Annotated in this window: 21 protein-coding genes; 3 read left to right on the top strand and 18 right to left on the bottom strand. The window is 65.3% G+C overall.

Annotated features, from left to right (window positions below):
* Nucleotides 1–50: 50 nt before the first annotated feature.
* From OG716_RS05770 to OG716_RS05685, 18 genes are all read right to left on the bottom strand, one after another.
* Entirely contained in the window at nt 51–1358 is a 1308-nt protein-coding gene (locus OG716_RS05770; RefSeq protein WP_405136654.1) for a hypothetical protein, read from the bottom strand.
* An 18-nt stretch (nt 1359–1376) separates the two neighbouring features.
* Nucleotides 1377–2969: a hypothetical protein gene (locus OG716_RS05765; RefSeq protein WP_405136653.1), complete on the bottom strand. Its 1593-nt coding sequence runs from the start codon at nt 2967–2969 to the stop codon at nt 1377–1379.
* Nucleotides 2888–4267, bottom strand: a complete 1380-nt coding sequence (locus OG716_RS05760; protein WP_405136652.1) for a DUF1173 family protein — start codon at nt 4265–4267, stop codon at nt 2888–2890. The genes OG716_RS05765 and OG716_RS05760 overlap by 82 nt, the downstream gene beginning before the upstream one ends.
* Nucleotides 4268–4272: 5 nt before the next feature.
* The gene (locus OG716_RS05755; protein WP_405136651.1) at nt 4273–4719 is read right to left on the bottom strand and encodes a hypothetical protein; all 447 of its coding nucleotides are present in this window, start codon (nt 4717–4719) and stop codon (nt 4273–4275) included.
* A gap of 37 nt (nt 4720–4756) precedes the next feature.
* A complete protein-coding gene (locus OG716_RS05750) occupies nt 4757–6157 on the bottom strand; it encodes a type IV secretory system conjugative DNA transfer family protein (RefSeq protein ID WP_405136650.1) in 1401 nt (466 codons plus the stop codon).
* A complete protein-coding gene (locus OG716_RS05745) occupies nt 6154–6654 on the bottom strand; it encodes a hypothetical protein (protein WP_405136649.1) in 501 nt (166 codons plus the stop codon). The genes OG716_RS05750 and OG716_RS05745 overlap by 4 nt, the downstream gene beginning before the upstream one ends.
* On the bottom strand, nt 6651–8159 hold the full coding sequence (locus tag OG716_RS05740) for an ATP/GTP-binding protein (RefSeq protein ID WP_405136648.1): 1509 nt from the start codon (nt 8157–8159) through the stop codon (nt 6651–6653). Before OG716_RS05740 ends, OG716_RS05745 begins: the two co-directional genes overlap by 4 nt.
* An 11-nt stretch (nt 8160–8170) precedes the next feature.
* Nucleotides 8171–9745: a hypothetical protein gene (locus OG716_RS05735; RefSeq protein WP_405136647.1), complete on the bottom strand. Its 1575-nt coding sequence runs from the start codon at nt 9743–9745 to the stop codon at nt 8171–8173.
* The gene (locus OG716_RS05730; protein ID WP_405136646.1) at nt 9742–11946 is read right to left on the bottom strand and encodes a hypothetical protein; all 2205 of its coding nucleotides are present in this window, start codon (nt 11944–11946) and stop codon (nt 9742–9744) included. Before OG716_RS05730 ends, OG716_RS05735 begins: the two co-directional genes overlap by 4 nt.
* 14 nt (nt 11947–11960) lie before the next feature.
* Complete coding sequence (locus OG716_RS05725) at nt 11961–12713, bottom strand: hypothetical protein (protein ID WP_405136645.1); 753 nt, start codon at nt 12711–12713, stop codon at nt 11961–11963.
* A 25-nt stretch (nt 12714–12738) separates the two neighbouring features.
* A complete protein-coding gene (locus OG716_RS05720; protein ID WP_405136644.1) occupies nt 12739–13134 on the bottom strand; it encodes a hypothetical protein in 396 nt (131 codons plus the stop codon).
* A gap of 33 nt (nt 13135–13167) precedes the next feature.
* The gene (locus tag OG716_RS05715) at nt 13168–14544 is read right to left on the bottom strand and encodes a MinD/ParA family protein (RefSeq protein WP_405136643.1); all 1377 of its coding nucleotides are present in this window, start codon (nt 14542–14544) and stop codon (nt 13168–13170) included.
* A gap of 153 nt (nt 14545–14697) precedes the next feature.
* Nucleotides 14698–15915 carry a peptidoglycan DD-metalloendopeptidase family protein gene (locus OG716_RS05710; RefSeq protein ID WP_405136642.1) on the bottom strand — a complete coding sequence of 406 codons (1218 nt, stop codon included), beginning with the start codon at nt 15913–15915 and terminating at the stop codon, nt 14698–14700.
* Nucleotides 15915–17810, bottom strand: coding sequence for a cutinase family protein (locus tag OG716_RS05705; RefSeq protein WP_405136641.1), 1896 nt, complete (start codon nt 17808–17810; stop codon nt 15915–15917). The genes OG716_RS05710 and OG716_RS05705 overlap by 1 nt, the downstream gene beginning before the upstream one ends.
* 621 nt (nt 17811–18431) lie before the next feature.
* Nucleotides 18432–18608, bottom strand: coding sequence for a hypothetical protein (locus OG716_RS05700; RefSeq protein ID WP_405136640.1), 177 nt, complete (start codon nt 18606–18608; stop codon nt 18432–18434).
* 438 nt (nt 18609–19046) lie between these two features.
* Nucleotides 19047–19583, bottom strand: coding sequence for a hypothetical protein (locus OG716_RS05695; RefSeq protein ID WP_405136639.1), 537 nt, complete (start codon nt 19581–19583; stop codon nt 19047–19049).
* Nucleotides 19584–19717: 134 nt separating this feature from the next.
* Nucleotides 19718–20809 carry a GAF domain-containing protein gene (locus tag OG716_RS05690; protein ID WP_405136638.1) on the bottom strand — a complete coding sequence of 364 codons (1092 nt, stop codon included), beginning with the start codon at nt 20807–20809 and terminating at the stop codon, nt 19718–19720.
* Nucleotides 20810–21031: 222 nt separating this feature from the next.
* Complete coding sequence (locus OG716_RS05685; protein WP_405136637.1) at nt 21032–22099, bottom strand: GAF domain-containing protein; 1068 nt, start codon at nt 22097–22099, stop codon at nt 21032–21034.
* 142 nt (nt 22100–22241) lie between these two features.
* Here OG716_RS05685 and OG716_RS05680 point away from each other — a divergent pair, with 142 nt between their 5' ends.
* From OG716_RS05680 to OG716_RS05670, 3 genes are read left to right on the top strand one after another with little or no spacing between them, the layout of a single operon-like run.
* A complete protein-coding gene (locus tag OG716_RS05680) occupies nt 22242–23138 on the top strand; it encodes an alpha/beta hydrolase family esterase (RefSeq protein ID WP_405136636.1) in 897 nt (298 codons plus the stop codon).
* 42 nt (nt 23139–23180) lie between these two features.
* Nucleotides 23181–24737, top strand: a complete 1557-nt coding sequence (locus tag OG716_RS05675; RefSeq protein WP_405136635.1) for an AMP-binding protein — start codon at nt 23181–23183, stop codon at nt 24735–24737.
* 9 nt (nt 24738–24746) lie between these two features.
* Nucleotides 24747–25556: an alpha/beta fold hydrolase gene (locus OG716_RS05670; protein ID WP_405136634.1), complete on the top strand. Its 810-nt coding sequence runs from the start codon at nt 24747–24749 to the stop codon at nt 25554–25556.
* The last annotated feature ends 21 nt before the right edge of the window (nt 25557–25577 follow it).

Raw genomic sequence — 25577 nt, 5'->3', positions numbered from 1 at the left:
TTCTGACCAAACTGCCACCTGCTTGTGCGAGTCCGTGAACTCACCCACCTCTAGTGCCGAAGTGTGCGCGGCCGCGCCACCGCGGTGGGCTGACGAGTCATCGCACGCCGACGCTCTTGTGCAGCGGCTCTTGCTTTTTCGCGGGCACTCTCGACCAATTTCCTACGGTGATCGATCGAGGGAACGCTAGCTTCCGGTTTCGTTGCTGACCCACCGCGTTCGGCTGACGCTGGCCCCTGCCTGGTGCCAGATTCGTTGGCTACGTCCGAACTTTGGGCTCCATCCGATGAGCCGTGTGTTCTGGACTCGCCGCTGGCGCTGCGGACCTCCTCACCGTACTTGCGGTGCGCTGGTTCAACACTGCCCGGTTGGACCGCCGATCGCTGATAGCGCGGATCGCAGTCGAAGCACAGTCTTTTGCTTCCGGATCCGGGAGCGAGTTGACGGTATTCGCTGCAGCCTTCGCACCACCCATTGAGATCGGGAGTTTGATTGGCGCGCAGGGTTGTTCGACGGTCCGGATCTGGGCTGGTGTGGTCTTTCACCCAGGCGGTGATGATCGGCCGGGCACTTTCGTCGGCGTAGCGCCATTCCTGGCGGAAGATGCCACGGTCGCCGGTGGGAAAGTGTTCGGCCACGAAGTCGAGCCGAGCATGTACCTGGTCGGTGAGGGTGTGGCCCGGGGAGAGTTCTGGAAGACCCGGCCGGCCCAGACTGCGGCATTCACCGCAGAGGCCGTCGTCGCCGAGTCCGGCGCGGACACGATCGGTGTGCCGGTCGATGGCTGCGCGTTCGAGTCTGCACGAGACACACAGCGTGGTCGGCACATGGGTGAGAGCTTCGGCGTCGTAGTCGCGACGGCCGACAATCGGCTCCTCACGAGCTATACCCGGGTCGTCACGTTCGCCCTTGGCCAGGGAATCTTCATAGTCCTCGATGATCTTTTTGTTGGGGTTGCGGCGCCTGTTCTGCGGTGCGACGCGTTTGTCCGGGTCGATGTCCTGGCGGACTTTGCTCGCTCGCGGGACGATCGGTCCGTTATCTGCCCTCTGGGATGGGGATTCGGGAATGTGTTGGTGTTCTTCGGATTTCGGCGCGCAGGCTTCGATGAGCGGCCGGAATGGTTCGTTGTTGCGCCAGAGGTTTCGCAGTTTCGTGACCGCGACGGTGTGGGTTTTGAATCGCAGGGTATTGGCGATCTCGACGACCATGGCCCATGTCGCGTCGTCTGTGGTGGCTTGGAGTTGGCGCAGTTGTTGTTTGGCTGCCCGCAGGTCCTTGGCTTCGACCAGGCTGCGGATCGCGTGGATGGCGTTCGCCTCAGCGGGGTCTCTGGGTGCTGGGGTTGGGTTGCTCATCGCGTCCTCCTTCCTCGGTCACAGCCCTCGCCGGTGTGGTCGTCCGCCTGGTTTCGGTGGCTGCAGGCGCTTCGTGCGCGGTTCCTTGGCCGGTTGTGCTGGGGGCGTGGGCTTTTCACTATCGGGCGTGTGCAGGGTGATCCGGTTGGCGTCGCGACTTATCGCGGTGCCGGTCCGTAGCTGTGTGGGGGTGTGTTCGATGGACGGTTGGTGCCGATGCATCGTGTAGGGGCTGCCGACGCGGATGGCGTCGTGGAGCTCACGCACAGTGGCAAGGTCCCGGTGCAACGAGGTCAACTCGCTGTCGAACGTGCGTAGCTCGCTGACGATCGATTCCGGGATCGAGGCATCGGGTGTGGGCGAGGGGTCTGATGCAGCCACGAATGCGGCGGTGCTGTCCAACAATTCCTCGCATGAGGAATACGGGGTCGGCGGGGTGTCGTAGAGCAGTGTTCGGCCGTCTGCGCTGGTGTGGGCGTGCTGGATGTACCACTGGTTGTCGTCGAATCCGATCTCGGTGACGTGGCCGGTTTGTGCGGGATCGGGGTAGGTGAGTGTGAGGCCGCCGCGGGTGAGGTCGTCGAGCCGGTGCTGGGCCTGGTCGAGGGCTTCGTCGAGCCAGGTGCTGGTGCGTGGCGCAGTGTCCCAATCGATGTCGTTGTGGCGAATGTCGTTCCGGATGTCGGCGAGGCGGTATTCGACGGTGTCGTGCCGCTCTTCTCCGGGATCCAGTCCTTCGCTGTGAGGGAGTCCGGCCCGGTCGGCGTAGTCGACGATGTCGGTGTAGAGGTCGTCGGCGCGCAGGTAGTGTTCGAATCGGCGGCCCACTGCCCACGGGTTGGCGTGCTCGGTGAGGGTGTCGCGGTAGGCGTCGCACAGCACCTCGTAGCGCAGGTCGTCGAGCCAGGACTGTGCGTGGGGGTCGACGGGAATTGCTGCGGTGCCGAGCAATTGGTCGAGGTGGCGTAGTTGGTCGCCGAGTTCCCGGGCGGTCAGGCCGGTACCGGTCATGAGGGGTCGTGCCGCGGCCCCGCTGAGTGGGTCGGGTCCGGTGATGGTGATGTCGACACCGGTCTCGGGCGGGGTGGCTGCGGCTTGGTCGATGAGCCAGCGGCGTGCGGTCGACCAACTCGGCAGCGATCGCCACGTCGTGGTGCTGCCTGTGGAGCGGTAGCTGGTCAGATACCCGTAGACGAAGTCGACATGATCTGGGGCACCCGGATCGTTGAAGAGGCCGAGGTCAGTGCGTCGCGCTTCGGCCAGTTCCCCTGCCAGCAGCAGGTTTCGGACCTGGATAGGGGTGGCGAGATCGGTGCTGCCGGTGCGTTCGTAGTCCGCTGCGATGCTGTCGAGCATCAGTTGCGTGGTTTCCGGGTTCTGTTCCCAGCGTTGCGCCGCGGTGATCAGGTGATCCCAGTGGTCTTTCCAGGGGCTCGGGGCGGCCCGCCAGCGGTCGGTGAGGAGGTTGGCCTGTTGGGTGAGCTGCTGTTGTTCGGGTTCGGAGACGATCGCCCAGCTCTGCATCCCGGTCAGCTGGTGGTATTGGCGGAAATCCTCGTGCAGGGCGTGTTCGTCGAATGGTCGGTCGGGTGCGGGCTGGGTGTCGGGCATGGTGGTGCCTCCTGGGTGGGTGCCTGGTCGGGTGCCTCCTGGGCGTTCTCGCGTGGGCTCGGGGTCCGGGCGGGTCCGGTTCTGCGGGTGTGGCTGACGGTCGTGGGGATGGCGGGGATGGGGTCGACGGAGGTGTTCCAGATCCATTGCTTCAGAGGAAGATTCGCATCTGTGAGAGCGGGTGGTCCGGAGGTGGCGCCGGTGGTGAGGTAGCAGGCGGTGGGTGGGTCGGTGTCGGTGAGGACCAGTGACGCCAGGGGGCTGGTGACGGGCTGGTTGTAGCGCAGGGATTTGGTGAATCGGCGGCCGTGGCCGACCAGTGCGCTGATCAGGGTGTGCTCGAAGACAGATTCGAACGGGATCCAGTCCGTACTGACGCTCATCAGGGCGATGCGGTCCGCGATGGCGACACCGGCGGCGGTGACGCCGAAGGTGAGCAGGGCGATCAGCTTGGAGTCCGGAATCCCCTGGCGCAGTGCGAGTTCGGTGGCGAAGGTGCGGCGCAGGTGGGTGAGGGTGTCGGGTTCGATCATGAACGGACAGTCGGGGGCGTGTTTGATGAGCAGCTTGTGTCGTCCGAATCGGGCCGGGGCGATGTCCTTGACTTCGCCGAGTGCGAGCATGAGCTCGCGGTGCTTGCCGGGACCGAGCAGTGGCGCGAATGCGGCAGTGCGGCGTGCGGCGATGTCGGCTTTCTGCGCGAGGGTGAACGGTTCGGGCAGCCAGAGCAGTTCCGGCAGCTCACGCGATCTCGTTGTCTTCGTCTGCGTGGCCAGGAGTATGTGTCGCCGGATGGCGGGCCAGTTGCGCCGTCCCGCCATGGCAGGTACCCAGCGGACGAATCCGGCTTCGTCCCACAGGAAGTGGAGAAGGGCACGCAACGTCAACCTGTTGCCGTCCACGTCCGCACTCCCGCTGTCCGGAGCGAGATCGGTGGATTCGCTCCTGCGCCGTGACGAGTTTCGGGTCAGGGGGAAGCTCAGCGTGAGGCGGGTGAGTCCAGTGCTGGGTTGTTCGCGGATCGCGGTGCCGAGCAGTGCTGCCAGGCCGGTCAACTCGGCGGGCGGGGTGTAGGAGGAGCATGCCGGGGCGTGGTGGGGTCCGGTTCCGGGCATGCGTTTGAGCACATACCGTCCGCCGATACGGGCGACGTACATATCGACTCCCCCGGTTTCGCTTGCGCTGCACAAGCATCGCGGGCGCCGACGGGGGCTGCGGTGAAAGGCGGCGAGTAGTGGTTGCAGGTAGTCGTCGCCGACGCGGGCCCGGTCGATGAGCTGATCGTCGATCGCGTACATCTGCCCTACCCCTGTGTGCCCGAGGCTGTGCCGAGTGGCGGCGCGTGGGTGTCGATTTCGGCGGCGACGTACTCCTCGACTCCGGCATGCACAGGCTGCGGGTGGTTCTGGTAGCGGCAGTGATGGGGACGGCAGGCACTGAAATCGCTAATCCGAGTGAGGCGTTCGATCACCGGCCACAGCCATTGGCTGTGCCAGGCCGTCATGTCCTCACGGGGCAGGTCGGTGGTGACGGGGTCGCACCAGTACGCGGCGGTGTGCGCGGCCATCAGGGCGGTGAGTTCTTCGACGATGCCGTCGTGGCGGTACCAGCAGGCCGGTACGCGGGAGCCGAGCTGGTAGCGGTGGCGCAACCAGTCCACCCAGTCCAGAAGTTCGGCCCACAACCGGGCGGCGCCGCGCTGATCGATCTCACGCCAGCAATAGCGACAGGGCTGCAGCGGCGCTGGCACCGGACTACTCAAGACCGGCTTAGGTTGTGCCAGTGGGCTATTCATCGCAGATCCCTTCTTGCTTGTTCCGCGACGGGCTGATCTGGTGATGTGTCGGAGGTGGGCGGCGTCCGGCGACGATGTCGTCGAAGGCGCGAGTGGAGGTGGTCACGCTCTCGCGCCAGGTCCGGTGTTCCCACACGCTAGGCAGGCGTAGCAGCATGGCGGGGGCGTTGCGGTAGATCAGCAGTGCGTGGTCGGTGCCTAGTTCGCGGATTTCGTCGGTGCGTAGCACGGTGTCGTCGTGCAGGGTGTAGCTGCGTGATCCTTCGTGCAGGCTCGCTTCCCAGCGGCGGCGTTCGCCGATCAGCCGCGAGAGGGCGGAAAGTTCTTCGACGCCGCGCAGGCCGGGCAGGATGAGCATGGCGGGCGCGGATTGGGCGAGGACTCTGCCGCCTTCGGCGCCCCAGCGCAGTTCGTTCTGGTCCTGGTTGTGAGCGAACGCCCACACGGTGATGCCCTTGCCGCCCGAATCGGTCATGATCTGTGGCAGGTCGGGAATCGGTGCGACATTGTTCATTTCATCCAGCACCAACCGCACCGGCGGATCCAGGCGCTTGCCCGGCATCAACTGTGAAGCGCGATCGGCGACATGATGGACCTCGGAGGCCAGGGCCGCGACGAACGGTGCCATCGACCGGGAAGTACCGCGGGAGACGAGATACAGCGTGTTCGCTCCCCCGAGCACGAATTCGCCGACATCGAACGACTGCTCGACCGGTACATCGACTGCTGCTAGCAGTGTTGGGGAGGCCAGGGGCTCGAGCAGCCGAGATGCGGCGGCCAGAACGTCGTCGCTGGATTCGCTTGCCGAGGAAATGATTTGGTCGAGTTCGCTGGCCCAGTCGGGCAGTGTGTCGGCGAGGATGTCGACCGGGGTGTGGTTGGTGCGTGCCGAGACCCACACGCGGACTTCGCGAATCGAGAGCCCGCGCAGCGCGGCAGCGTGCAGGCAGCAGCGCAGCATGGTGGCGGCCTTCTGCTCGAAGTAGGCACCGTTGCGGGTGCCTTCCAAGGGCATGGCGCGGGCGAGGGCGTCGGCGCGGCGGATCGCGGTGTCGGGGTCGGTGCAGCCGGTCAGGATCGACCAGGCGAGGCTGTCGGGCCACCCAGTCAGGTGCTCGGGGTCGAACACCGCCACCCGCCCGCGCGAAGCCCGGTCCATGAGAGTGGCGGCGACCAAGTCGGCTTTGGTGGTCGTGGCCAGGACGAAGCCGGGTGCGTCGATGACGCGCTGCCAGGCCACCCGCCAGGTTTTGCCGGCGCCGGTGGGGCCGTGCACGATCACGCCGTCACGGTGCTGCAACCACACGTGCCGGCGCGGCTGCCCGATCAAGGCACCGACATCCACCGCCAACGGCGACTGCTTCGTTTGCCCCTGCTGTGCAAGCCTTTTCACCGCCGCCGCCTGGGCGGAGATAGCCTTCGACGGACCGGGTGCTGCTTGGCCAGCTGGGGATATTCGTAGGCGGCCTTGTGCGCGGCGGAGCGCTCGTCGAGTCCGAGGTGGTTCAGGTCCGCCGAGCCGGCGAGCCCGTCGCGGTGCCGGCGGCGCAGGCGGGCGTCGATTTCGCTGCCCACCATGGCGATCACCGTCCACCACAGGCCGGCGACCAGGCCGATACACAGCCACGTCAGCCAGGCAGGACCAGGTCTCGGGTCACTGGGCCACGCGGTAGCGGGATCGGCAGGCCGTGCCACCAGCCCGACTAGTGTCGCCGACATCTGTTCTGGCGCAACGATTCCGAATCCATGCCCTACGAGAACTCCGGAGAGCGCGCCGCCGCCGAATACCCCGACCACGACGGTGGCGAGAACGTAGAGCGCCAGTGTCATCCCGGCGGGCAGGATCGGTTCACGCCGCACCGGGCGTGGAATCGCGCGTCCCGCGTTCATGACGGTTCGCCTTGCTGCTCATCGTCTTCGGCGTTTGTGCGGGCGAGCGTGCGCAGCGACAGGATGTCCGGGTCTCCGGTGATGGCCGCGTCGGTGTCGGTGAGTGCCGCCTCGAACGGGGACCGGATATGGGTGATCAGGATCGGGTCCCGGGAGCCGATCTTGACCAGCGCCTGCCCGCGCCCGAGCCGCATCAACGTTTCTTCGGTCCCGGGCGGCAGCCGGTACAGGCGCGCGGTTTCGACCGCGTCGTCGGCGCGGGCTTGGCCGAACAACACGACGATCGAGGCTTCGGCCATCAAGGATCGCGCGGGGGAATCGGCGGGCGTGTCGGCGGGGTGGTGGAATGCCGACACGGTCGACAGTGCCAGTCCCCGAGAGAGTTTCAGATTCGACCGGAAGACTTCACCGGTGGAGCCGACCGCGACATGCCAGCCTTCCTCGACAACCAGGATGGTCTGCTCGTGCGCGGCCGAGCGGGCGGCGAGCTTGTTGGCCAGCCAGGTGTTCGCGGTGGTCATCACCACCCGCAATGCGGGCCCCTCGGTCGGCAGCGCGGACAGGTCCATATGGACCAGCGCGTGGGTGTCCAGGGCGTCGCGTACTGCGGGGCTGGTGGGTGCGTCGACCAGCCCGCGCAGGTCGCGGTCGGCCAGACGCAGCAGAGCCAAGCCGGGTTCCAGGCCCCATTCCAGGGCGCGTGCGCTCCAGCGATCCCCGAGGTCATGCCCGTCGTCGGGGTTCGGATCGAGTAGGCGCATCGCCAGTTCCCGGATGATCGGGTCGCGGCCGTGTGCGCGGGCGTCGGCGTTGACCAGTCCCAGGCCCGTGCCGACGGCGGCTTTTTCTTTCTCGTCGAGGGGGCGGCCCATGGCGTCGGTGAGCACGGCCAGTACCAGGGCTTCCTGTCCGGCGGGCACGACACCGTCGAGGCCGCCGTGGTGTTCCCCGCCCGTGCTGATGGCCGGATCGAGGAGATTCAGTCGGGCACCGGCGCCGCCGACTTTGAATCGGATGCTTTCTGCGCCAAGGGCTTCGGCCAAGGGGGTGTATTCGCCGCGTCCGGCTTGGGGCTTCTTGTCCAGGATGACGACTTGGCGGCCGGCGACGAGTTGGCGTAGGACGCAGACGGTTTTGATCCAGGAGGATTTGCCGCGTCCGATGTCGCCGATGACGCAGACGTTGATGCCGGAGGTTTCGTCGCCGTAGGCGGCGAAGGCGTCGACGATCTCGAGTTCCTGGGAAATGGTGTTGAGTCCGGCCAGCACCCCGTCTTGGCGGACGCGACGGCGGCTGGTGGCCAGATTCCAGGCCTCGGCTTGCCGGGTGGTGGTCCAGGCGCCCTCGTTGCGTGGCTCGTACCAGCCGTACCGGTCCAGCCACCGTGTGCGCCGCGGCGCACGCCGCCGCGATGGCGGTTCAGCGTTCTCCGCCAGGCTCTTGGCAGCGGTTGGGCTGTCCTGTACGGACGACGTTCGGGCGACGCTTGGCTGGTGTCGCAGCATGGGGGCACCTCCTACCGGGTGTGTGGGGTGGCCGCGAGTCCTCGGGCCAGGGGCAGGGTGGTGAAGACGGCGACGTCGTGATCGCCTACACACCAGTCGATTTCGGTGATCGCGGATTCGTTCGCGGCTTCGGTGACGCGCAGGCAGGCGCGGTCGAGGTCGTCGAGGTCGCGGCCGGTGACAGCGATGCTGGCGGTGTAGATGGCGCCGTGGTGTCCGGTACCGGGCATGAGGTCCTGGCGGCGGCGTTCAGAGGCGTCGGCGAGGACTTCGGTGGAGCCGTCGTCGAGTTTGCCCTTCTGCTGTTCCTTGGCCTTGCGCGCCTGATCGGCGGTGACGTCGCCCTTGGTGGCCGCGCGGGCACGATGGGCGGGAACGAAATCCAACCGGACGCTCAGGGTGCGGATGGTGGGCATCGGGGCGATGTCGTCGTCGCCGGGATCTGCCTCGACTCCGGTCAGCAGCGGGGCCAGCCACAGCGGACCGAGCGCAACGGGTTCGATCACCCGCGGGGGGATGTGTCCCACGCGGGTGCGCCAGTGCCCTTGCGGCCCGATCGCGACGCAGTCGGGGCCGCCGACGTAACTGGGCCAGCAGCTCGCCCAGGTGGCATCGCGGTGCCGGTCGATCTTGTAGCTGGCATCGAGCAACGCCCGGATGACCGCGCACACTCTGCGCTCGCCGAGCACATCGACCCGCCCCATGCCGGCCATCGCCAATAGTCGTGTGGCACGTTCGGTTTCGTCCCGCACGACTTGGGCGATGCCGCCGCCGATCGGGGCGTTCTTGTTGCGGGCGAGCCGGGCGGTTTCAGCCATGAACGCCTCGGTCTGCGGGAATCGCAGCACGAGGAAGGACCGGTGTTCCTCCGCGAGCGGTGTAAGGGTGTCGATGAGGGTGCCGTAGGACTGCACTGCCGGAAGCAACCGCGCATCACGCAATCGGGCGACCCGGGCATGGGCCCACCGGGTGTGGCGGGTCATATCGTGGGGGATGCTGCGGTGCAGCAACTGCAGGCCGCGCACGTGGGAGCTGGTGCGGGCCATCTGTGCCAGGAACGTCCCGAACGCCATCGACATTGCCGCGTAGGCGGCATCACCGCGGAGCCCGTCGGCGATCCCGTCGACGGCGATGACCACCGAATAGTACGGGCGCTCACCAGGATTGGCGGTCCGCAGAATGAACATATCGTCCAGGCCGGTGCCGGCGACCGGCAACGGTGCGGTATTGCCCAGCGGCGGCGGGAATTCCCAGCCCGGATCCAAGGCCGGGTCCCCGCACGCGGGGTCGCCGGGGTTGCGGTAGACGTGCTCACCGCGGCGACGGCGGGTCCAGGTGCGCAGATCGTGGGCGCGCCGCGATGCCCAGGAGGGTTTGTCGCGCCATTCCATCGTCGCTGCGAACACGCCGATCAGCCATCCGAGGGCGGTCGCGATGGCCCATGCCTGTCCGCCGCCGAGGATGTAGATCGCCAGTGCGGCACCGATACTCAGCGCCCAAGCGGTCAAGACGGGGCGTGAGAGTCCGAGCCAGCTGCGGCGGGCGATCTCGCCGCCGAGAATGCTGGTGCGCATCCCGGTACTCATTCGCCGCTCCCAGACTCGGCCTCACCGGGTGCGGCTTCGGCGGTACTGCGGGCTTTGTTCAACGCCCCTGATGCGGCTTGCGCCGCAATCGGTGTCGCGACCATCGCCGTTTTGCCCAGTGCACCTCCGACCGAGCCCAAAGCGCCCACCGAGGCGCGCGCGGCCGACCTGCCACGGCCGGACTTGGACCCAGCATTCGAACTCAAAGTTCCGGAGAACCGGGCGGCAGTAGGCGAGCCGGGCGAGCCGTCCCCACCACCGCTGCTGCTGCGCGGGCTACTTGACCCTGTCTCACCGGAACCATCGCGACCACCGCCGGTAGGCCGTCCGCCGCCTCCACCAGCACCGCCGCTTGCACCGTCACCGGCTGCTCGTTGCCCACTGGCTTCTTGTTGTCCACCGGCTTTCCCGCCTCCGGGGCTGCGGCGGCCGGTCCACCACATCGCAGTGCCGGCGCCGCCGACCGCGCCGGCCATGAGCGACCCCGATTGGCCGAATCCTGCGGCGTCCGAACGTGAAGGCAGCAATGGTGCGTAGCGCAGCAACGTCCACGGCGCCAGCCCGACGATGAGGAAGGCGACGACGACCAGGCAGAGCTGTCCGAGGGTGCCGAGCTGTTGTTGATCTCCCCCGCTGCCGGTCAAGGCGGAGTTCAACAGTCCGGTCATGGTGGCCAGCAGCAGAAAGAGCAGGGGTTTGGAGAACACGATCGCGATGAACAACAGCACCGGGCGCAGCGCCTTCTTGCGCCAGTTCGGGTGCACCCACATCCCGAACCCGATCCCGGAGGCCACGGCCAGCATCGGCAGGGCGACCTGGTGCATGAGCAGTCCGAAGAACACTGCCAGCGCCCCTGCGATCAACAGCAGGAACAAGATCAGCCCGACCAGCACCCCGCCCGCCAAGTTGCTCGCGGTGAGTTTTCCGGTGAAGGTCTGCAGGTTGGTGATCATCTGCCCCCTGTCCGGCCCGGAGCTGCGGGTGATCGCGTCGGAGGCGTCGTTGGCCAGACTCACCAGCAGGGTCGCGAACATCGGGGCGAAGAGCATCAGCAGCACCCCGGCGGGCATGTAGCCGAACAGGTCGGCGCTGATGGTCTTGAGGGTTTCGCCTTTCGCGGCGGCGCGCCAGAGCGCGAGCAGGGTCATCGCGCCCATGACGATCACCCCGATGCCGGTGCTCAGGGCGTACCAGTGCAGGAACCAGTCCGCGGTGGGGTCGAACTTGCCGACGCTGTCCAGTCCGTCCAGGACCTGTGAACTCAATTGCACGGCACTGTCTTTGGAGGAGTTGGCCCAGTCGTCGATGACACTTTGGGGGTTGTCGACGAATCGCAGCGTTGCCGCTCCGGCTTTCCACAACCATCCGAATCCCGACACTATCGCCGCACCCGCGGCGAAGTTCGCGCCGACTGCCGTGTCCACAGCTTTCTCGATCGTGTCGGTGAGGCTGGTGTTCTTGTCGAGCCAGTTGGCGGTGCCGCCGAAGAGCTTGCCGACCGCGCGATTCCAGATCAGGCAGGCGGTTTGATCGCCGGTGGCTGGGTCGGAGTTGGCGCAGTTGACGAAGTAGGCGTGTGTGCAATAGGCGAATCCGACGTGGCAGGGGTCGCTCCACACCTGGTCGGGGACTTTCTGACCGCCGAGCTGTGCGCGGATAGCGCTCAAGGATTGATCATCGGGGTGGGTGGCCCAGTCGAAGCCCCAGGCGTTGCCCGCCGACGATCCCGTCCAGCGTTTCAGGTCATCGGCACATGTGGGTGCCGGCATTCGGTAGGCGGGGTCTCCGGAGGGAAACACCTTGGGCAGCATGTTTTTCGGAGGTTCCGTGTGTTGGCTGATGATCGTTAGTGCTTCGGACTGTCTGCCGGTGACCGGGACGTCGGCCCCTAATAATTGAGCTTTCTGTGTGTCGTCGGCGGTCCAATACATCAGCCGGTCTTCGGCCGGCATCACCGCATTCACATACGCGCCGACGTCGCCTCCGCGGTTGGCGCAGGTGCCGGAGAACCACGCTGCTTCGAATTCGTCGGTGTTGGCGACGAATTGACGCAGATCCGCAGGGAACCCGTCCGGCAGCGATCCGGCCGAGGCCGGTGTTGTGGTATTCGGGTCGGCAGCGGCGATCCCTACCGAATGCAGGCACGCGGTGAATATGGCTGTCGCGGTGAAGATTACGGTGGCGAATCGTCGTAGAGGCATGACCTGTCCACCCCCTAGTTGATGTAGAAGCTGTAGTAACCAGACTCGAGGGCCCCGCTCAGCGGGGACTGCGCGCCGGGCGCCACGCTCTGCTCGGGTGTCGGGCCGGTCTGGGAGGTGAGTTCTTTCACCTTCCAGTCACCGGCTTCCCACACCAGCGACACACTGTGGGTGGCCCACGCGGTGATCACCGAGACCGGATCACCTTCGCTGATCGAGGACCGGGACACCGCGACCGTCCACACACTCACTTGCGCAGCCGACGGGGAGAACTCCACGATCGACACGGCCGCCGGAACGAGATTGACCACATCACGTCCGGGAGTGCGGTCCGCGCCGATGCCCAGCGAACGCCGCAAACCCGGGCCAGGATCGCGGGCGATGACGGCGTGCTCGACCGCGGACATCGGGATGCGTCCTTGGCCGGCCTGGGTCAGGGCCTGCACGGTGTTCACCGCCGCGGTTTCCGCGCCCGCCCGGTCGTGGGCGTATCCGACCGCGACACCGCCGGTGGTCGCGGTCGGGCCATGCGCGACCCGGATTGTCATCGCCGGGTCGTGGCCGCCCGAAGAGCTCGACCCACACGACTCCACAGCGAAAAGTACTGCGGCAGTGGCGCAGACCGCTGCCAGAGCTGCGATCAGCCACCGGCGCAGCGGCGTCCGGGCCCGGCGTGGGATGGTGGCCGGACTGTCCGAAGATGGTGGTGCGCTCGTCGCGGTATCTGGGGAGAGTTCGGCGAAGCGTGGGCCGTGGGTGCTTTTCACTGCGACCTCCTCAGGAAGGGGCGGTTCATCCGCCGACGACGAACAGAACGGTGGCCACGAGCGGGGAGGCGAGTCCGACCAGGCCGAGGGACACCAGGGCGTCTTGGAGGTCTTCACTGCCTTCGGCGAGATCGTTGGTGTAGCCGCGGGACTTGGCGCGTTTGACCTTGAACGCCCCGACGATCACCCGCACCGACGCACCGATCACCACCAACGCCCACAGGAACGCCACGATCCGCTTCCACGAGGAATCCAACGCGCCGTCAAAGAGCCCGAAGTCCGGCTTGATCCCGCCCAACGGGTTGGTGATCTGCGCGGACGCCGACGGAGCAGCCCAGACGACCACCACGGCGCCTGCCAGAGCCGATCCCACGCTCCGGCAAGCCCTAACTCCCAGCAGGACAATATGTTTCGTTTCCATAGCCGTTCACCTCATTTATGTTCGGATCGGTTCTCACCAGCCCGGGTCGAGGTCCTCGACCAGGGCGGGAGAGGCGGGAGCGCGGACGGTTCGACTACGCGAGAGCTGACCTTCATGCAGCGCATACGCCAGCAGCCGCTGATGAGTCGTCTCGTCGGCACCTGCCGCCCAGCGGGCATCGGGAACGAACCGGGTTTCCATCGGAAGGTGACGGGCGGCAAGGGTTTCCGCGACGCTGTCGGCCACCATGGCAGCGACTTCGGTCCAGGCACGCACCGACGGGCGGCCCAGTCTGCTGACGACGATGCGCTCGCCGCTGGCCAGTACCGGGTCGAACGGCACCGGCACGACACGCGTAATTCCCGCGGCCGCCAAGGTGTCCGCGACCTCCGTCTGCACAGGGCCATCACCGCACAGGGCGATCACCGCGCGGGCGGCGAGGTCTTCGTGACCGTCTTCGGCGATGCCGTCGAGCAAGCGCAGCGCGGACACGATCACATCCCGGCGCCCGATGACCGGCACCACCAACTGGGTGGCGTTGGCCACTGCCCACCGGAACCCCTCGGCGCGATCATTGTTGCCGGTATCGGCAACCACTATTTCGCGGTGGCGCCGCAACACTGCCAGGATCGCCGCGCATTCGTCGCGGCCGATGCACACGCTGCCGCCGGGCGTTTGGTCCGAGGCCAGGATCTCATCGAGGGTGGGCTGGCGTTGCAGGAACCGGGCCAGCCCGGAGGCGTCGGCGTTGGCCGTGCACAGTTCATGGGCGTGGCTCAGGACATCCCACACGGTATGGTCACTCGGGCAGCAAGCTGCGCGCGAGGCCAGACTTCCGCATGCTTCGTGGGCGTCCCAGGCCACGACCCGGCCCCCGCGATGCCGACCGAACAGCGCCGATAACAACACTGCCGCGGGAGTTTTGCCGCTGCCGCCTTTGGGATTGGCGACCAGCACGACCGGGGTGCCGGGCAGTGGCTGGCGGATGCGTTCCACCGCTTGCCGATACGCCACCTCCTCCCCACGCCGCGGGGGCCGCACCCGCAATCCGAAGGCGTTGACGCGCCCGCGCCACCCCCACCGGGCGGGGTCGGTATGCACGCCCGCCGCGGGTTTAAGCAGCATCGCCAGCCGTGCTTCCCGCACGGCCGCGACCTCGTCTGCGGACGGCTCCCCCGGTCCGGCCAGATTCTCCTCGCCGACGCCGTAGGGGTCGGGGTCGTCCTGCGCCAGCGCCACAGCATCCTCACTCTGCGCCGAGCCCACGTCGCTGTCTGTGTCCTCCCTGATTCCTCGGTTGCCGTCGTCGCTGCCAATCCGCAGTCGCTGCCGGCGCAGGTCCACCGGTTGTTCGGCGGTGTAGTCGTCACGTTCGACGGTGTCAGCACTCGTCTCGAGGTCGTTGTCCATCACGGCGCTCCCTTCCCAGTTTCTGTGCTGGCGTGTCTGTTTCGATGCCGCCCGCGAAGTCACGTAGCAGTGTGTGGACGAAGCACTCGCAGGCCATCGGCGATCGGATGGATGTCCAGCAGATATCGCGGGCGCCGGTATTCGGCTCGGCGTTCACGACGAGCCGCCCAGCGCCGCAGCGTATTTAGCGGCCAGTGCGGGGATGGCTTTCACGTAGTTCACGGTTTGCGAGTTCTGGCACACTCCCCCGGCTGCGAAAGTGCCTGCGGGGCCGCAGTTGTACATGCTCAGCCACAACTCGGTCAGGTCACCGTGCAAAGTTCCTTGCGCCAGACCAGTTTTCGCACTCTGCGCCAGGTCGCAGTCGTATTTCGCCTGCGACATCACCGCATCCGGAATCGAGGTGACGTCGGCATACCCCTTGCCTTCGACATCGATGCCGTAGTTCGCCCATGTTCCGGGCATGAACTGCGCCGGTCCCCGCGCACCGTCCGGTGACACTGCCTCGGTGTTGAACCCCGACTCCTGCTCCTCCTGACCGGCCAACAAAGGCCCGGTCACTTCCACGCAGGTGGTGGCCGCCTGGCGGATCCACGGTTCGAATGCCGCAGGCACAGAACCGGTCCGCAGGTCCCGGCCGCCGCCTATGCCGCTCGCGACGACCGGCATACATCCTGCGGAGAATCCAGCCGCTAGTGCGACACCGAATCTCGCTCGCGATGTCCTCGCGCCGCCCGTCGTCTTCACGACGCCCGTCGCATCGGCGGGCGTCGTAGTCGCGACTTGCTGCACCACCGCATCGGAGCTGTCGATCGCGGCGCCATGTTGCGCCAGCCACGGCACGGGGTCGATCTGATGACTGCCCTGCAGCCGTCCGCCCGGCACCACCTCGAAGTGCACGTGCGGGCCCGTGGCCTCACCGTTGCTGCCCACCGCACCGATGCGCTGCCCTGCCTGCACTTGTTGTCCGACAGTGACGTTCACGCCGTCGTCGAACATGTGCCCGTACACCGTCGAGAGCACACTGCCGTCGATCTGGGTGTCGATGATGATCCAGTTCCCGAACCCGTCGGCCGGGCCGGCCGCGGTCACCGTGCCGTCGGTGGCTGCCAGGATCGCGGTGCCCGCCGCGGCGGCCAGATCCACACCCTGATGTATTCCTCCGTCGCGTGGCCCGAAGGGCGAGGACAAGGTATAGGTTCCCGCTGGCAGCGGCACGACGACTTGCGCGCCCGTATGTGGTTGCGTGCGTGGCACATCCGGTAGGCAGCCCTGCTGAATGGGTGTGCGGTCCCCGGACCCGAGCAGCAGCGCCGCGCCGGCGATCGCGAGGGCGGCGACCGGGACGAGGACCACGGCCAGCGCGCCCATCAGACCACTCCGACGACGTGGCGGATGCGGTTGCTGAACCAGTCGCTGAGCCACTGCACCGCGGTACGACCGTCGGAATCCACGACGTAGTGGTCGTAGCTCTCGTGCACGCCCGAGGTCAGGAACGACACCGCGTCCGCGCCTTCGGACAGCAACTTCGAGAGCGCATCAATGCCGTCTCCGCTGGTCGTGCCGCTCTTGGTGGTGAGCGATTTCGACAAGCCGCTCAGATCGGTTGTGCTCTGCTCGCCCCCGGTCGAGGTCGACTGTCCTGTCAGGGTGTTCAGTGCCAGCGTGGCGAATCCAAGCGCGGTGGGTACGAAGTCGAGCAGGCGGGCACCGACTGCGAGCAGATCGCCTCCGCTGCTGATGGTTTGGGCCAGCGCCCACACCTTGTCCTGCAGCTGGCCGAACTGCTGTGCCAGCTGCGCCACATCGAGATTGGCCAATACACCGACGATCGCCGAGACGATTTGGGCGGTGCCGCTCGGATCCGGGATCATCGCGATCAGTCGGGAGGCGGTGTGTAGATCAACCCCGGCGGCCATCTTCACCAGCGGCTGGAACAGGTTGTTCAGCTGTCCGAACAGCTCGTGCAGCCCGTTCACCTTGGCGCCGGTGTCCATGGCCGGATTCGCGAGCAGCCCGATCATCCGGCCCAGCGTGTCCGCCAGGGTGGGGACGTTCTGCGCGAACGACAATCCGTTTTCCACGACGTTCACCAACTGGTTGACAATGACCGTGGGCTTGAGCACCGCAAGTACCTGCGCGGCCTGCGACGCCAGATCGGAGGAGGACGAGGACAGCGAATCCGTCAGTGGCGCTATGGCATTCGTGGCTGTCTTCGCGGCCTGCGCTCGGTCGGTCTCGTTGTTGGTCTTCCCGCTCTGTGTGCTGAGATCCGACAGCGCGTCCACTGCTTTGCTGACGTCGGAACGTCGCACCCCGTCGAGAACGGACCCGGCGAGTTTGTCCGCGGAGCCCTCCGGTGCATCCGAGAGCTTCTTCTGTGCGTCGGGGGTATCGGAGACCCAAGTGCTCAGATCGGAGAGGGGCTGAAGGGTTTTCGCCGCATCCGAGGCAGTGGTGCTCAGGGCGGACGAGTCCGTGCCGGTGGTCGCCTGGGTACCCAGACGGGTGAGGGTCGCGGGCAGATCAGCGATCTTGTCAGCCGACAGATCGGTCGAGAGCGCGTGCCCCAAGTCGTCCTGCTGGCTCGTACCGCTACTGCCGGTGCCCATTGAGTCGCTGGACTGGGTCAGGGCCCGTCCGATGCCGGCGGTGATCGGGTCTTCGCTCGAGTTCGTGGCGCAGTATTTGTCTTTGGTGGCACAGATTTCCGCGGTCACCGCCGACAAAGCACAGAACCCGCTCGCACGAGTGCCGGCGATGCCTTGCCCGTCGACGGTGGGACCGATCAATTTGCCGCCCGCAGTGCCCTGCTTCGGATCGGCCACCAGTCCCACGCCGAGCACCCGATCAGCGGTGAGCGGATCCCCATTGCATCCGATCGAGGCGGCGACGTCTCCCATCGCGTCGGCGCCCTGGCTGTAGCCGGCCAGGACGAATTTCGTTGCAGGACAGGCACTTGCGATATCGCCGACGACCCGCCGGACGGCCGCGACGCCGGTAGCCTTGCTGTCGCTGTAGGCCATGCCGTCGAACGCCTCGGCGGCGTACGCGGGGAACCGATATTGGAACTGGGAGCCGAACTGCTGTGCCAACGCCGTTGCCACCGGCGCGAACAAGCCCACAGCCTGGGTTTCGTCAGCGCCCGCGTGCGTTTCCCAGGTCCCTGGTAGGAACACACCTGTCACGGCCGGGCAGCCCGATGCCTCCACCGCTGACGGGGAGGCGTCCGCCATCGCGGTGCCCGAAGCGGCAGTCGCGGTCATCGCCGTCGCGCAAGCCGTAATCACCACCAGACCAGCGCAATAGCCCGATGCCCCCCGACCTCGGCGGTTGTCACGGATTCGCCGGTTCCTACCGGCGCCGGTCATCACCGGTTCCCCTGGGATTCTTTGCGGGCTCGCACCCATTCATCGACCACCGATGCTTCCAGCAGCAGCGGGGAATTCGCGGCATCACTGTTCTTCCACGCCCGCGAATACAGCGAGTGTCCCTGTGTCCGCAGGTGCCTGATCCGGTCCGGGGAATGTCCGGTCCGCTCACTTATCTGACGAATATTCAGCAATCGGTCACGGCACACGCGACCACAGCGACCACACGGATTTTCTGCCACGGAAACCTCCAATCCAACCGCCGAATTGCCAGTTCTGATACGAAGGGCACGAAGCCCTGGAGTACGGCGTATCGTTACTGGATTCGGCATGACTCAGCCGGTCCCAAAGCGCTGCGATTCGAACTACATGTGCTGAATCGGTCAGAGCTGTCGGGACTGTATTGATGATGAATGCCAGAAATCGCTTCGATTGGATCGCAACATGATGCAATCGAATAGCGACGACTAGACGGTCGAACTGCGAGTTTGCATATCCGCAGCGACCAGAGCTTCGCTATTCCTGATCGAGCATCCGGCGATGGCGAACACGCCGCCGCAGTCGCAGCTCGTCGTCCAGCATCTTGTCGTAGAGCCGCTCGAATCGTTCGTCAAGCGCCTCGTCCCATACCAGGACCGTCCGGCGCTCACCAGGCCGATGCGAACGCCGACAGGCGTGATCGAGGATCTTCATCTCACCCACTCCCTTTCGATCCGACGGAACCTCACCGAAATACGCGGAAGCCCATATTCGGAAAGCGCCAGAATCGCAAGGCCATACCAGGCTGTCCCAGGGCCCGAAGGCACCGATACTCAATCGATTGGTCGAGGTATGTGGGACGTCCGGCTTGTCATCCGGTTCCGCATAGCGGGTGCCGGGAATCTCTCAAAAGAGAGGTATGCATTAAATGTAACCGATGTCACATAGTTGCGCAAGGTTTTCCTCGACTACGGATCACAAATTCTGGCATCGAGAAACAGAACTAATGGCAGGTATGGGCATTTGATGTTCAGAGGTGGGCAATGGTGTCAGGCATTGCAGTCACATGAGTCTTCAAAACCCAGTCGGCCATTGTTGCGGAATTGGCCCACATGGACGGGGACGATCGGGTTGCTCGACATCATCCAGGATTCAGTGCCATGGATCCCAGCCCAATAGGGCTGTGATCTCGACATAGTCCACAGCCAGCTGTTCCATCCGAGACCACACCGGCGGCGGCCAACCAGATTCCTCGTGCTCGGCAGCACAGGTTCGAGCACGATCGAGGTCGATCCCCTCGCCGCCGATTTGGGCGGAACGCCGATCGGCCAGTTGCGGGTTGCTGTCCCTGTTGGCTTCGGCGGCCGCCCAGTGCGCGATCAGTTCCTGCAGCTGCCACTGCTGCTCCCAGCCGGCGCGATAGAGCTCGAATTCCTCATCGCTCATAGCATTCCGGCACCCGGGTTGCAGCAACTGGAGCCTGGCATCGAAGGAGGTGATGCGTTGCATGGCCGCCGCAGCGGATGTCTGGTTGTTCCAGCCCGCGGGATCGTATGGCCGAGTTCGATAGTGGTCCAGGGCAGACTGCGCGGCCCGCAACGCTGCACCAGCAGCATAGGTCCGGTCGAGCGGCACACCATCGATAACCGCCGGGGATCGGTCTTCGAGCCGGTAGACGTTATCTTTCATGACAGCCTCCTTCATCGATGTGCTCCGAATCCCTTCTCGTTGAACAGTTCTCGCCCAGCGCGGCCGAAGAGTGCGCCTCGGAAGGCTCCGCAACTGCGGGTAGGCAGCGCATGCGCGCTCGCAGGTCACCGGCGTCAGGCGGCTTCATCGGAAATCCCTTGACACCGAGCACATTCGTCGATAACAGATGCCGGCATCGGTGGAACGATCGCGATGTCCGCGATCACCTGAGGCTGATCGCCGGTGACGATTCGGGTCCAGCGCGAATCCAGGTGAATCCAGTCATCGGCCTGATCGAATCGGATCCGGGCACGCACCCTGGCGGTAGTCGAAGTGCCAGCAAGCATTTCGAGACCTGCGGCGACGATGCAAGCCTGGTCTTCCGGGTGCAGCAGGGGGCGATGGTGCACCCATCCTGCGATCCGGTCATGGTCGTTGGCAACCCAATCATGAATGATTAGCCCATTCAGATCGATGAGAGCCAAGGCGTGGCCGGGCGGTATCGGAACATGCCGCAGCGCACTGGAATACATGTCGGGAGCCACCGGTGGTTCGACATCGGTAATGTCACACACGACGGCACGGACCTTGCGGCCGATTCCGATACCGGAGGCGCGGGCAGCGAGGTGAAGCTTGTGCACAGTACCGTCATCGAAAGTCCTTGTGGCACAACCGACCCATTCATCAATCGGATTGTCTACGCTGAGCAGGGCGAGGAAATCGGACCGATCGTCGAAGCGATCGAAGTACGACAACATCTCCGGCAACATCAGTCGCTCCACCTGCTGGTCGTCGAGCAACAACGAACGCGCAGAAGCAGACGCGGACACCACGACCGTGGCATCCCACTCCACGATGCCAATGTTCGGAAGTGGCGGCAGTCCTTCATCAGCGTCACCTGCCCAGAGGGCAATCGCGCGGACGTGTCCGTACGGGCCGAGGACCGGGCTGGCGACGATACTGATCGATGCTCCACACGCCAGCTTCAATTGGTCACCGGTGACACGACGACTCGCCACGCATTGTTCGATGAGCGGCGGCAGCCGCCGTGCGATCGCTAGGTTCGCCACGATCGTGACGCGGTTGAGGTTGGCGAACCGGCGCGGATGAGGGCCGTCCACAACTACTGTGACGTCGTTGGTGTCGCCGAGTCTTTCCACCACCACCCAGCGCTTCGGCGAGTGCGTGCCGTTGGGATGGGAACATCCGGCAAGGTGCGGGGGCATGTCCGCCGGCGATACGAGCTGCGGAGTCCCGTCGCCCGATAAGCGCGGGGATGTAGTCATATCCGAGTTCGGGGCCGGTGATGCCCCTACCGGGATCTCAACCATCAGAACCACCTCCAGGACGCATTCAGCTGCGCGCATGCGCAGGCACCTAGCGACGCGGAGACGGCTGGCTTCACATCTCGCGTAACTCCCTGGAGGGAGTGCATTTTGTAGCGTAGATCACATCTGCACTGTCCGCAACGACTCAGCTATCCGCCCCACTGGCAAGTCACCAGCAGGTCGAATGAGCGACGTGAAGAACCTTGGCGATCCTTCCGCACCAGGAAAACCCGAAGGTAGAGGCACGGTGTAGATCTCGATCGGCAGCCAATCACGGTCGACCGTGAGCAGTCGAACGACGCTGTGAGCTCCCATTACTTTGCCTGTTGCCAGGTCCGCCATCATGCTCAGAAAGATCGCTTTGTCGTCGGGATGGACCAGATGCGTTGTCGCAAGGTTCCACTCACCGTGGCTCGTCGACGCGACCGTATCCCCTGACACTGGGTGGTGACGCCAGGCGATCTGCGGAAGTGGGGGCGTCAGCCACTCGATGATCTGCATGAGCCGCATATCGATCAATGCGGTGGTGCCGCCGAGCAACGCCACGGTCGCGTCGTTGTGGTAGGTGGGGAGCACGAGGCCGGGGTCGCGTTCATGTTCGACTTGCAGTAGAAGTCCACGCAGCCGATGCGGCGCGTGATATCGAAAGCAGCCTGCTACCCGTGCTGTGCGGGCATCGTCGGCGGTGAGGATCTGGATCGGACCTTGCCACTCGGTGCCCGGCTGTGGGTCGATAGCGGCGGTGATCAGCTGATCTCGGCGTTCGCACTCGATGATCCGGGACAGGAACCAGGCACCGTGCAGCAAATTGTGACTGGCCGGGAGCACCGATCCCCCTGCGCCAGCGCTGATCAGCGTCCACAACTGCCCATCCCAAACGAACGCGTCCACCTGCGGTGGATCCAGGAGCTCGGCCCCGTCGTCGCCAGCCCAGAGCTGCACGGCGAGGGTGCGCCCGTCCAACCCGTTGATCGGATTGGCCACCGCACTGTGCGCCGTGCCGCGAATAGTGATCGACCTGGTGCACGATGCATGAGTCTCGATTGCTCGCACGATCACTGTATGAGCAAGGTTCGCAAGGGAATTGGGGCGCACCGCCCGGTAGAGGGAACGCCACCGCGCCGCGCCCTCCTCGGGCACGTACCGCAGCAGTGCCTCGGGTTCGGCGGCGTCGATGAGATACCACATCTGATCCTTCCCTTCGATGTCGGGACGGCCAGTACCTACCACTGCCTGGCTTGCGCGCCAGCAAGATCAAGTTTAGTGACTATCGGTGCATCGTCAGCGATATCGCTGACATCCGACGTCGTGGCCAGCAACAATCGAGTCCGTGGATGATCCGCAGAAGCTGGCTACGAACGTCATCGTTGACCGATACGTCGTCGATCATGGAGGGCGCCGGCGCACCTCGACAGTGGTGTTTCCACGAAATCCGGTCGACAGTCCAGCGCTCGTCTTGGTGTTGCACGGGTTTCTCCAGACCGGGGATTCGATGCGCGAGTTCAGCACCCGGGCCTTCGATGCCCTGGCAGCCCGCGGACACGCTGTCGTCGCGTATCCGGATGCTGTCGGCCGCGAATGGAACGGCGCCCGGAAGGCGGTCATGCTGTCGGCAACGGCAAAAACCATCGATGACGTGGGATTTCTACGCCGATTGGTCGAGGATCTGGCCGACCAGCACGTGATCGACCGACAGCGGGTCTTCGCTGTCGGATATTCGCTCGGCGGCCAGATGACGATTCGGCTCCTGCACGATGCACCGGATGTACTCGCGGGCGCGGTACTGATCGGCTGCAACCTGCCCGCACCCGAAAACCGCTCGGTCTCGGATCAGCCGGGCAGGGCCGTACCTTTGCTCTCCATCCACGGGACCGCGGACCCGCTGGCACCGTACGAGGGCGGCCGAGTCAGCTTTCGCGGGCTGTTCCCCAAAGGAGTTCATCTGTCTGCCCTCGACACCGCGCAGTACTTCGCAGCCCGCAACGGCATCGACACTCCCCCGGCCGTTCAGTGGCTCGACCCCGACCGCCCGTCACGCACCACGGTCCGACGAACGGACTACACACATGCAGACCGGCCACCGGTCAGCCTCTACACGATCATCGACGGCGGTCACCAAATCCCAGGCGCCTCACAAGGCCCACGGTTCCTGTACGGCAAACCCAGCGACAACCCCGTCACGGTCGAGACCATGTCCACGTTCTTCGGATTGTTCCAAGATCGCTGAAGGTGCGCGCCAGTTCACACCGAGGATGGCAGACTTCGGGATATGAGCGAGGCGACTACAGCGTCGGACCCGATCATCACCTGTGGCGCTCGGACACGACGCCAATCAGAGACGCACCGGCGTGCCGGGAGACTCGCCGCCGCACTCGCCGATGCCGGAGTCGGTGCGGGTCAGCGCATCGCGATCATGGCCCGCAACGACATCGAGTTCCTCGAGGTCTCCCTCGCCGCCGCTACCTGCGGCGCGAACCCGGTGCCGATCAATACGCGGTGGCAGGCACCGGAAGTCGCGCACGTACTCACCGACGCCGACGTCCGAATGGTGTTCGCCCACACCGAATTCGTGCCCATCATCGAGAAGGCAGCCGAATCGGCAAATGCCAGTCCGGTCATCGTCGAGATCGCGATGCCGGAAGAACTGACGCGCGAGACCAGCGTTGGCGGATCATCGAATCAGCCGACTGGGCGGCACGCACTGTTCGAGGAATGGATCGACGCCACCAGCGAACCGCTGGGGTGGGTCGAGGGCGCGATCGCCGATTCCATGGGACTGATCTACACCTCCGGTACCACCGGACGCCCGAAAGGTGTACTGCGCCATCGCATGACACCACAGCAGTTGCTCTCGATCGCCGGCGCGACCGCACAAAGGATGGGACTGACACCCAGCGGCCAGATGCTGGTCGCCGGACCGCTTTATCACACCAGCCCCAACGCAGTGGCATTGTTGGCGTTGCGCATGGGCACCAACATCACCATAATGCCGCGCTGGAACAGCGAGCAATTCCTAAAGCTGGTGCACCAGAACCGAATTCAACACGCCAAGACCGTCCCGACGATGCTCTCGCGACTGCTGTCCCTTCCCTCGGGTACGCGAGCCCGCTATGACGTCACCTGCCTGACCCACCTCATCCATTCGGCCGCGCCCTGCCCGCCTGCAGTGAAACGAGCCGCCATCGACTGGTTCGGCGCGGCGCTGTGGGAGTTCTACGGCTGCAGCGAATCCGGTGCCATCACCTGGACCAGCAGCGCCGACTGGCTCGAACACCCTGGGACCGTCGGCCGCCCATTGGACGGTGCCGCCGTCGTCATCACCGACGAGCACGGCACCGAATTGCCACCGGGCCGGATCGGGCGGGTATTCATCAAAAGCGCCGACTACTGGCCCGATTTCGACTACCTCAACCAGTTAGCCCCGAAGACCACACCTCTGCCGGGCATGATCACCGTGGGTGACCTCGGTTACCTCGACACCGACGGATACCTCTATCTGACCGGACGCGCCAGCGAGGTGATCATCGCCGGTGGAGTGAACATCTACCCCGCCGAGATCGAGGCAGCGATCAGCGCCCTCTCTCAGGTGGAGGATGTCGCAGTCTTCGGAATAGCTCACTCTGGTGATCTCGGTGAGCAAGTCGCCGCGCACATCATCGCCCGGCCCGGCACGAAGCTCGACGAAACGATTATTCGTACCGAACTCGCGGGAGAACTCGCCGACTACAAGGTCCCGACACTCATCCGCGTTGTCGACGATTTGCCCCGCGACGACTCGGGCAAGGTATACAAGCGCCAGCTGCGTGCCCTCTACGAGCGTCGATAGAGTCCGCGCATGCCGACCATCGACGTCAACGGCATCACCCTCGCCTACACCGACACCGGAGCACCGCCTGGGCGGCCGCAGGCACAGACCATCGTCTTCGGGCACGGAACGCTGTTCGGCGGATGGATGTTTCGGCAACAAATCGACGCCCTGCGCGATCGCTTCCGCTGCATCGCCATCGACTGGCGCGCACATGGAGATACCCCAGCACCTCGCACGGGCTACGACATGGACACCCTCACCGCCGACGCAGCCGCGTTGATCACCACGCTCGAAACCTCCCCCGTCCACTGGGTGGGGCTATCCAGCGGTGGATTCATCGGACAGCGCTTGGCCATTCGGCACAGCGACCTTCTACGGTCCCTGGTCCTGATCGACACCTGTGCCATTGCCGCATCCACACGCGTGATACGCCGAAATACGCTACAGGCCAGCCTCTTCCGTATCATGGGACCCCGAATACTGCGACACACCATCGCACCGCTTATGTTCAGTCCCGCCTACCTCTCCCGCACGGAAGGCAAAGCGGCAGTCGACGAATGGCTCGATCGACTCGGCCAATGCAGTCAGCGTGGCATAGCGCAGGCGATGCGCGCCGCGATGATCCGCCCCTCCGTAGAAGGCGAGCTCAATCGCATCACCCTGCCTACCCTTGTCGTCGTCGGCGCGAACGACGCGATGACACCACCCCGACTCGCACGGCAAATGGCCAACTTGATCCCAAGCGCCCAGCTAGAGGAGATCCCCGGTTCAGGTCACTGCTCGGTACTCGAACAGCCGTCGGACATAACGCGCGCACTCGAGCAGTTTCTTCAATAATCCAAGTTAGATCTACTGACC

The sequence above is a fragment of the Nocardia sp. NBC_01388 genome (genome assembly GCF_045040085.1).
Taxonomy (GTDB): domain Bacteria; phylum Actinomycetota; class Actinomycetes; order Mycobacteriales; family Mycobacteriaceae; genus Nocardia.
This window is presented reverse-complemented; position numbering and strand designations above follow the sequence as displayed.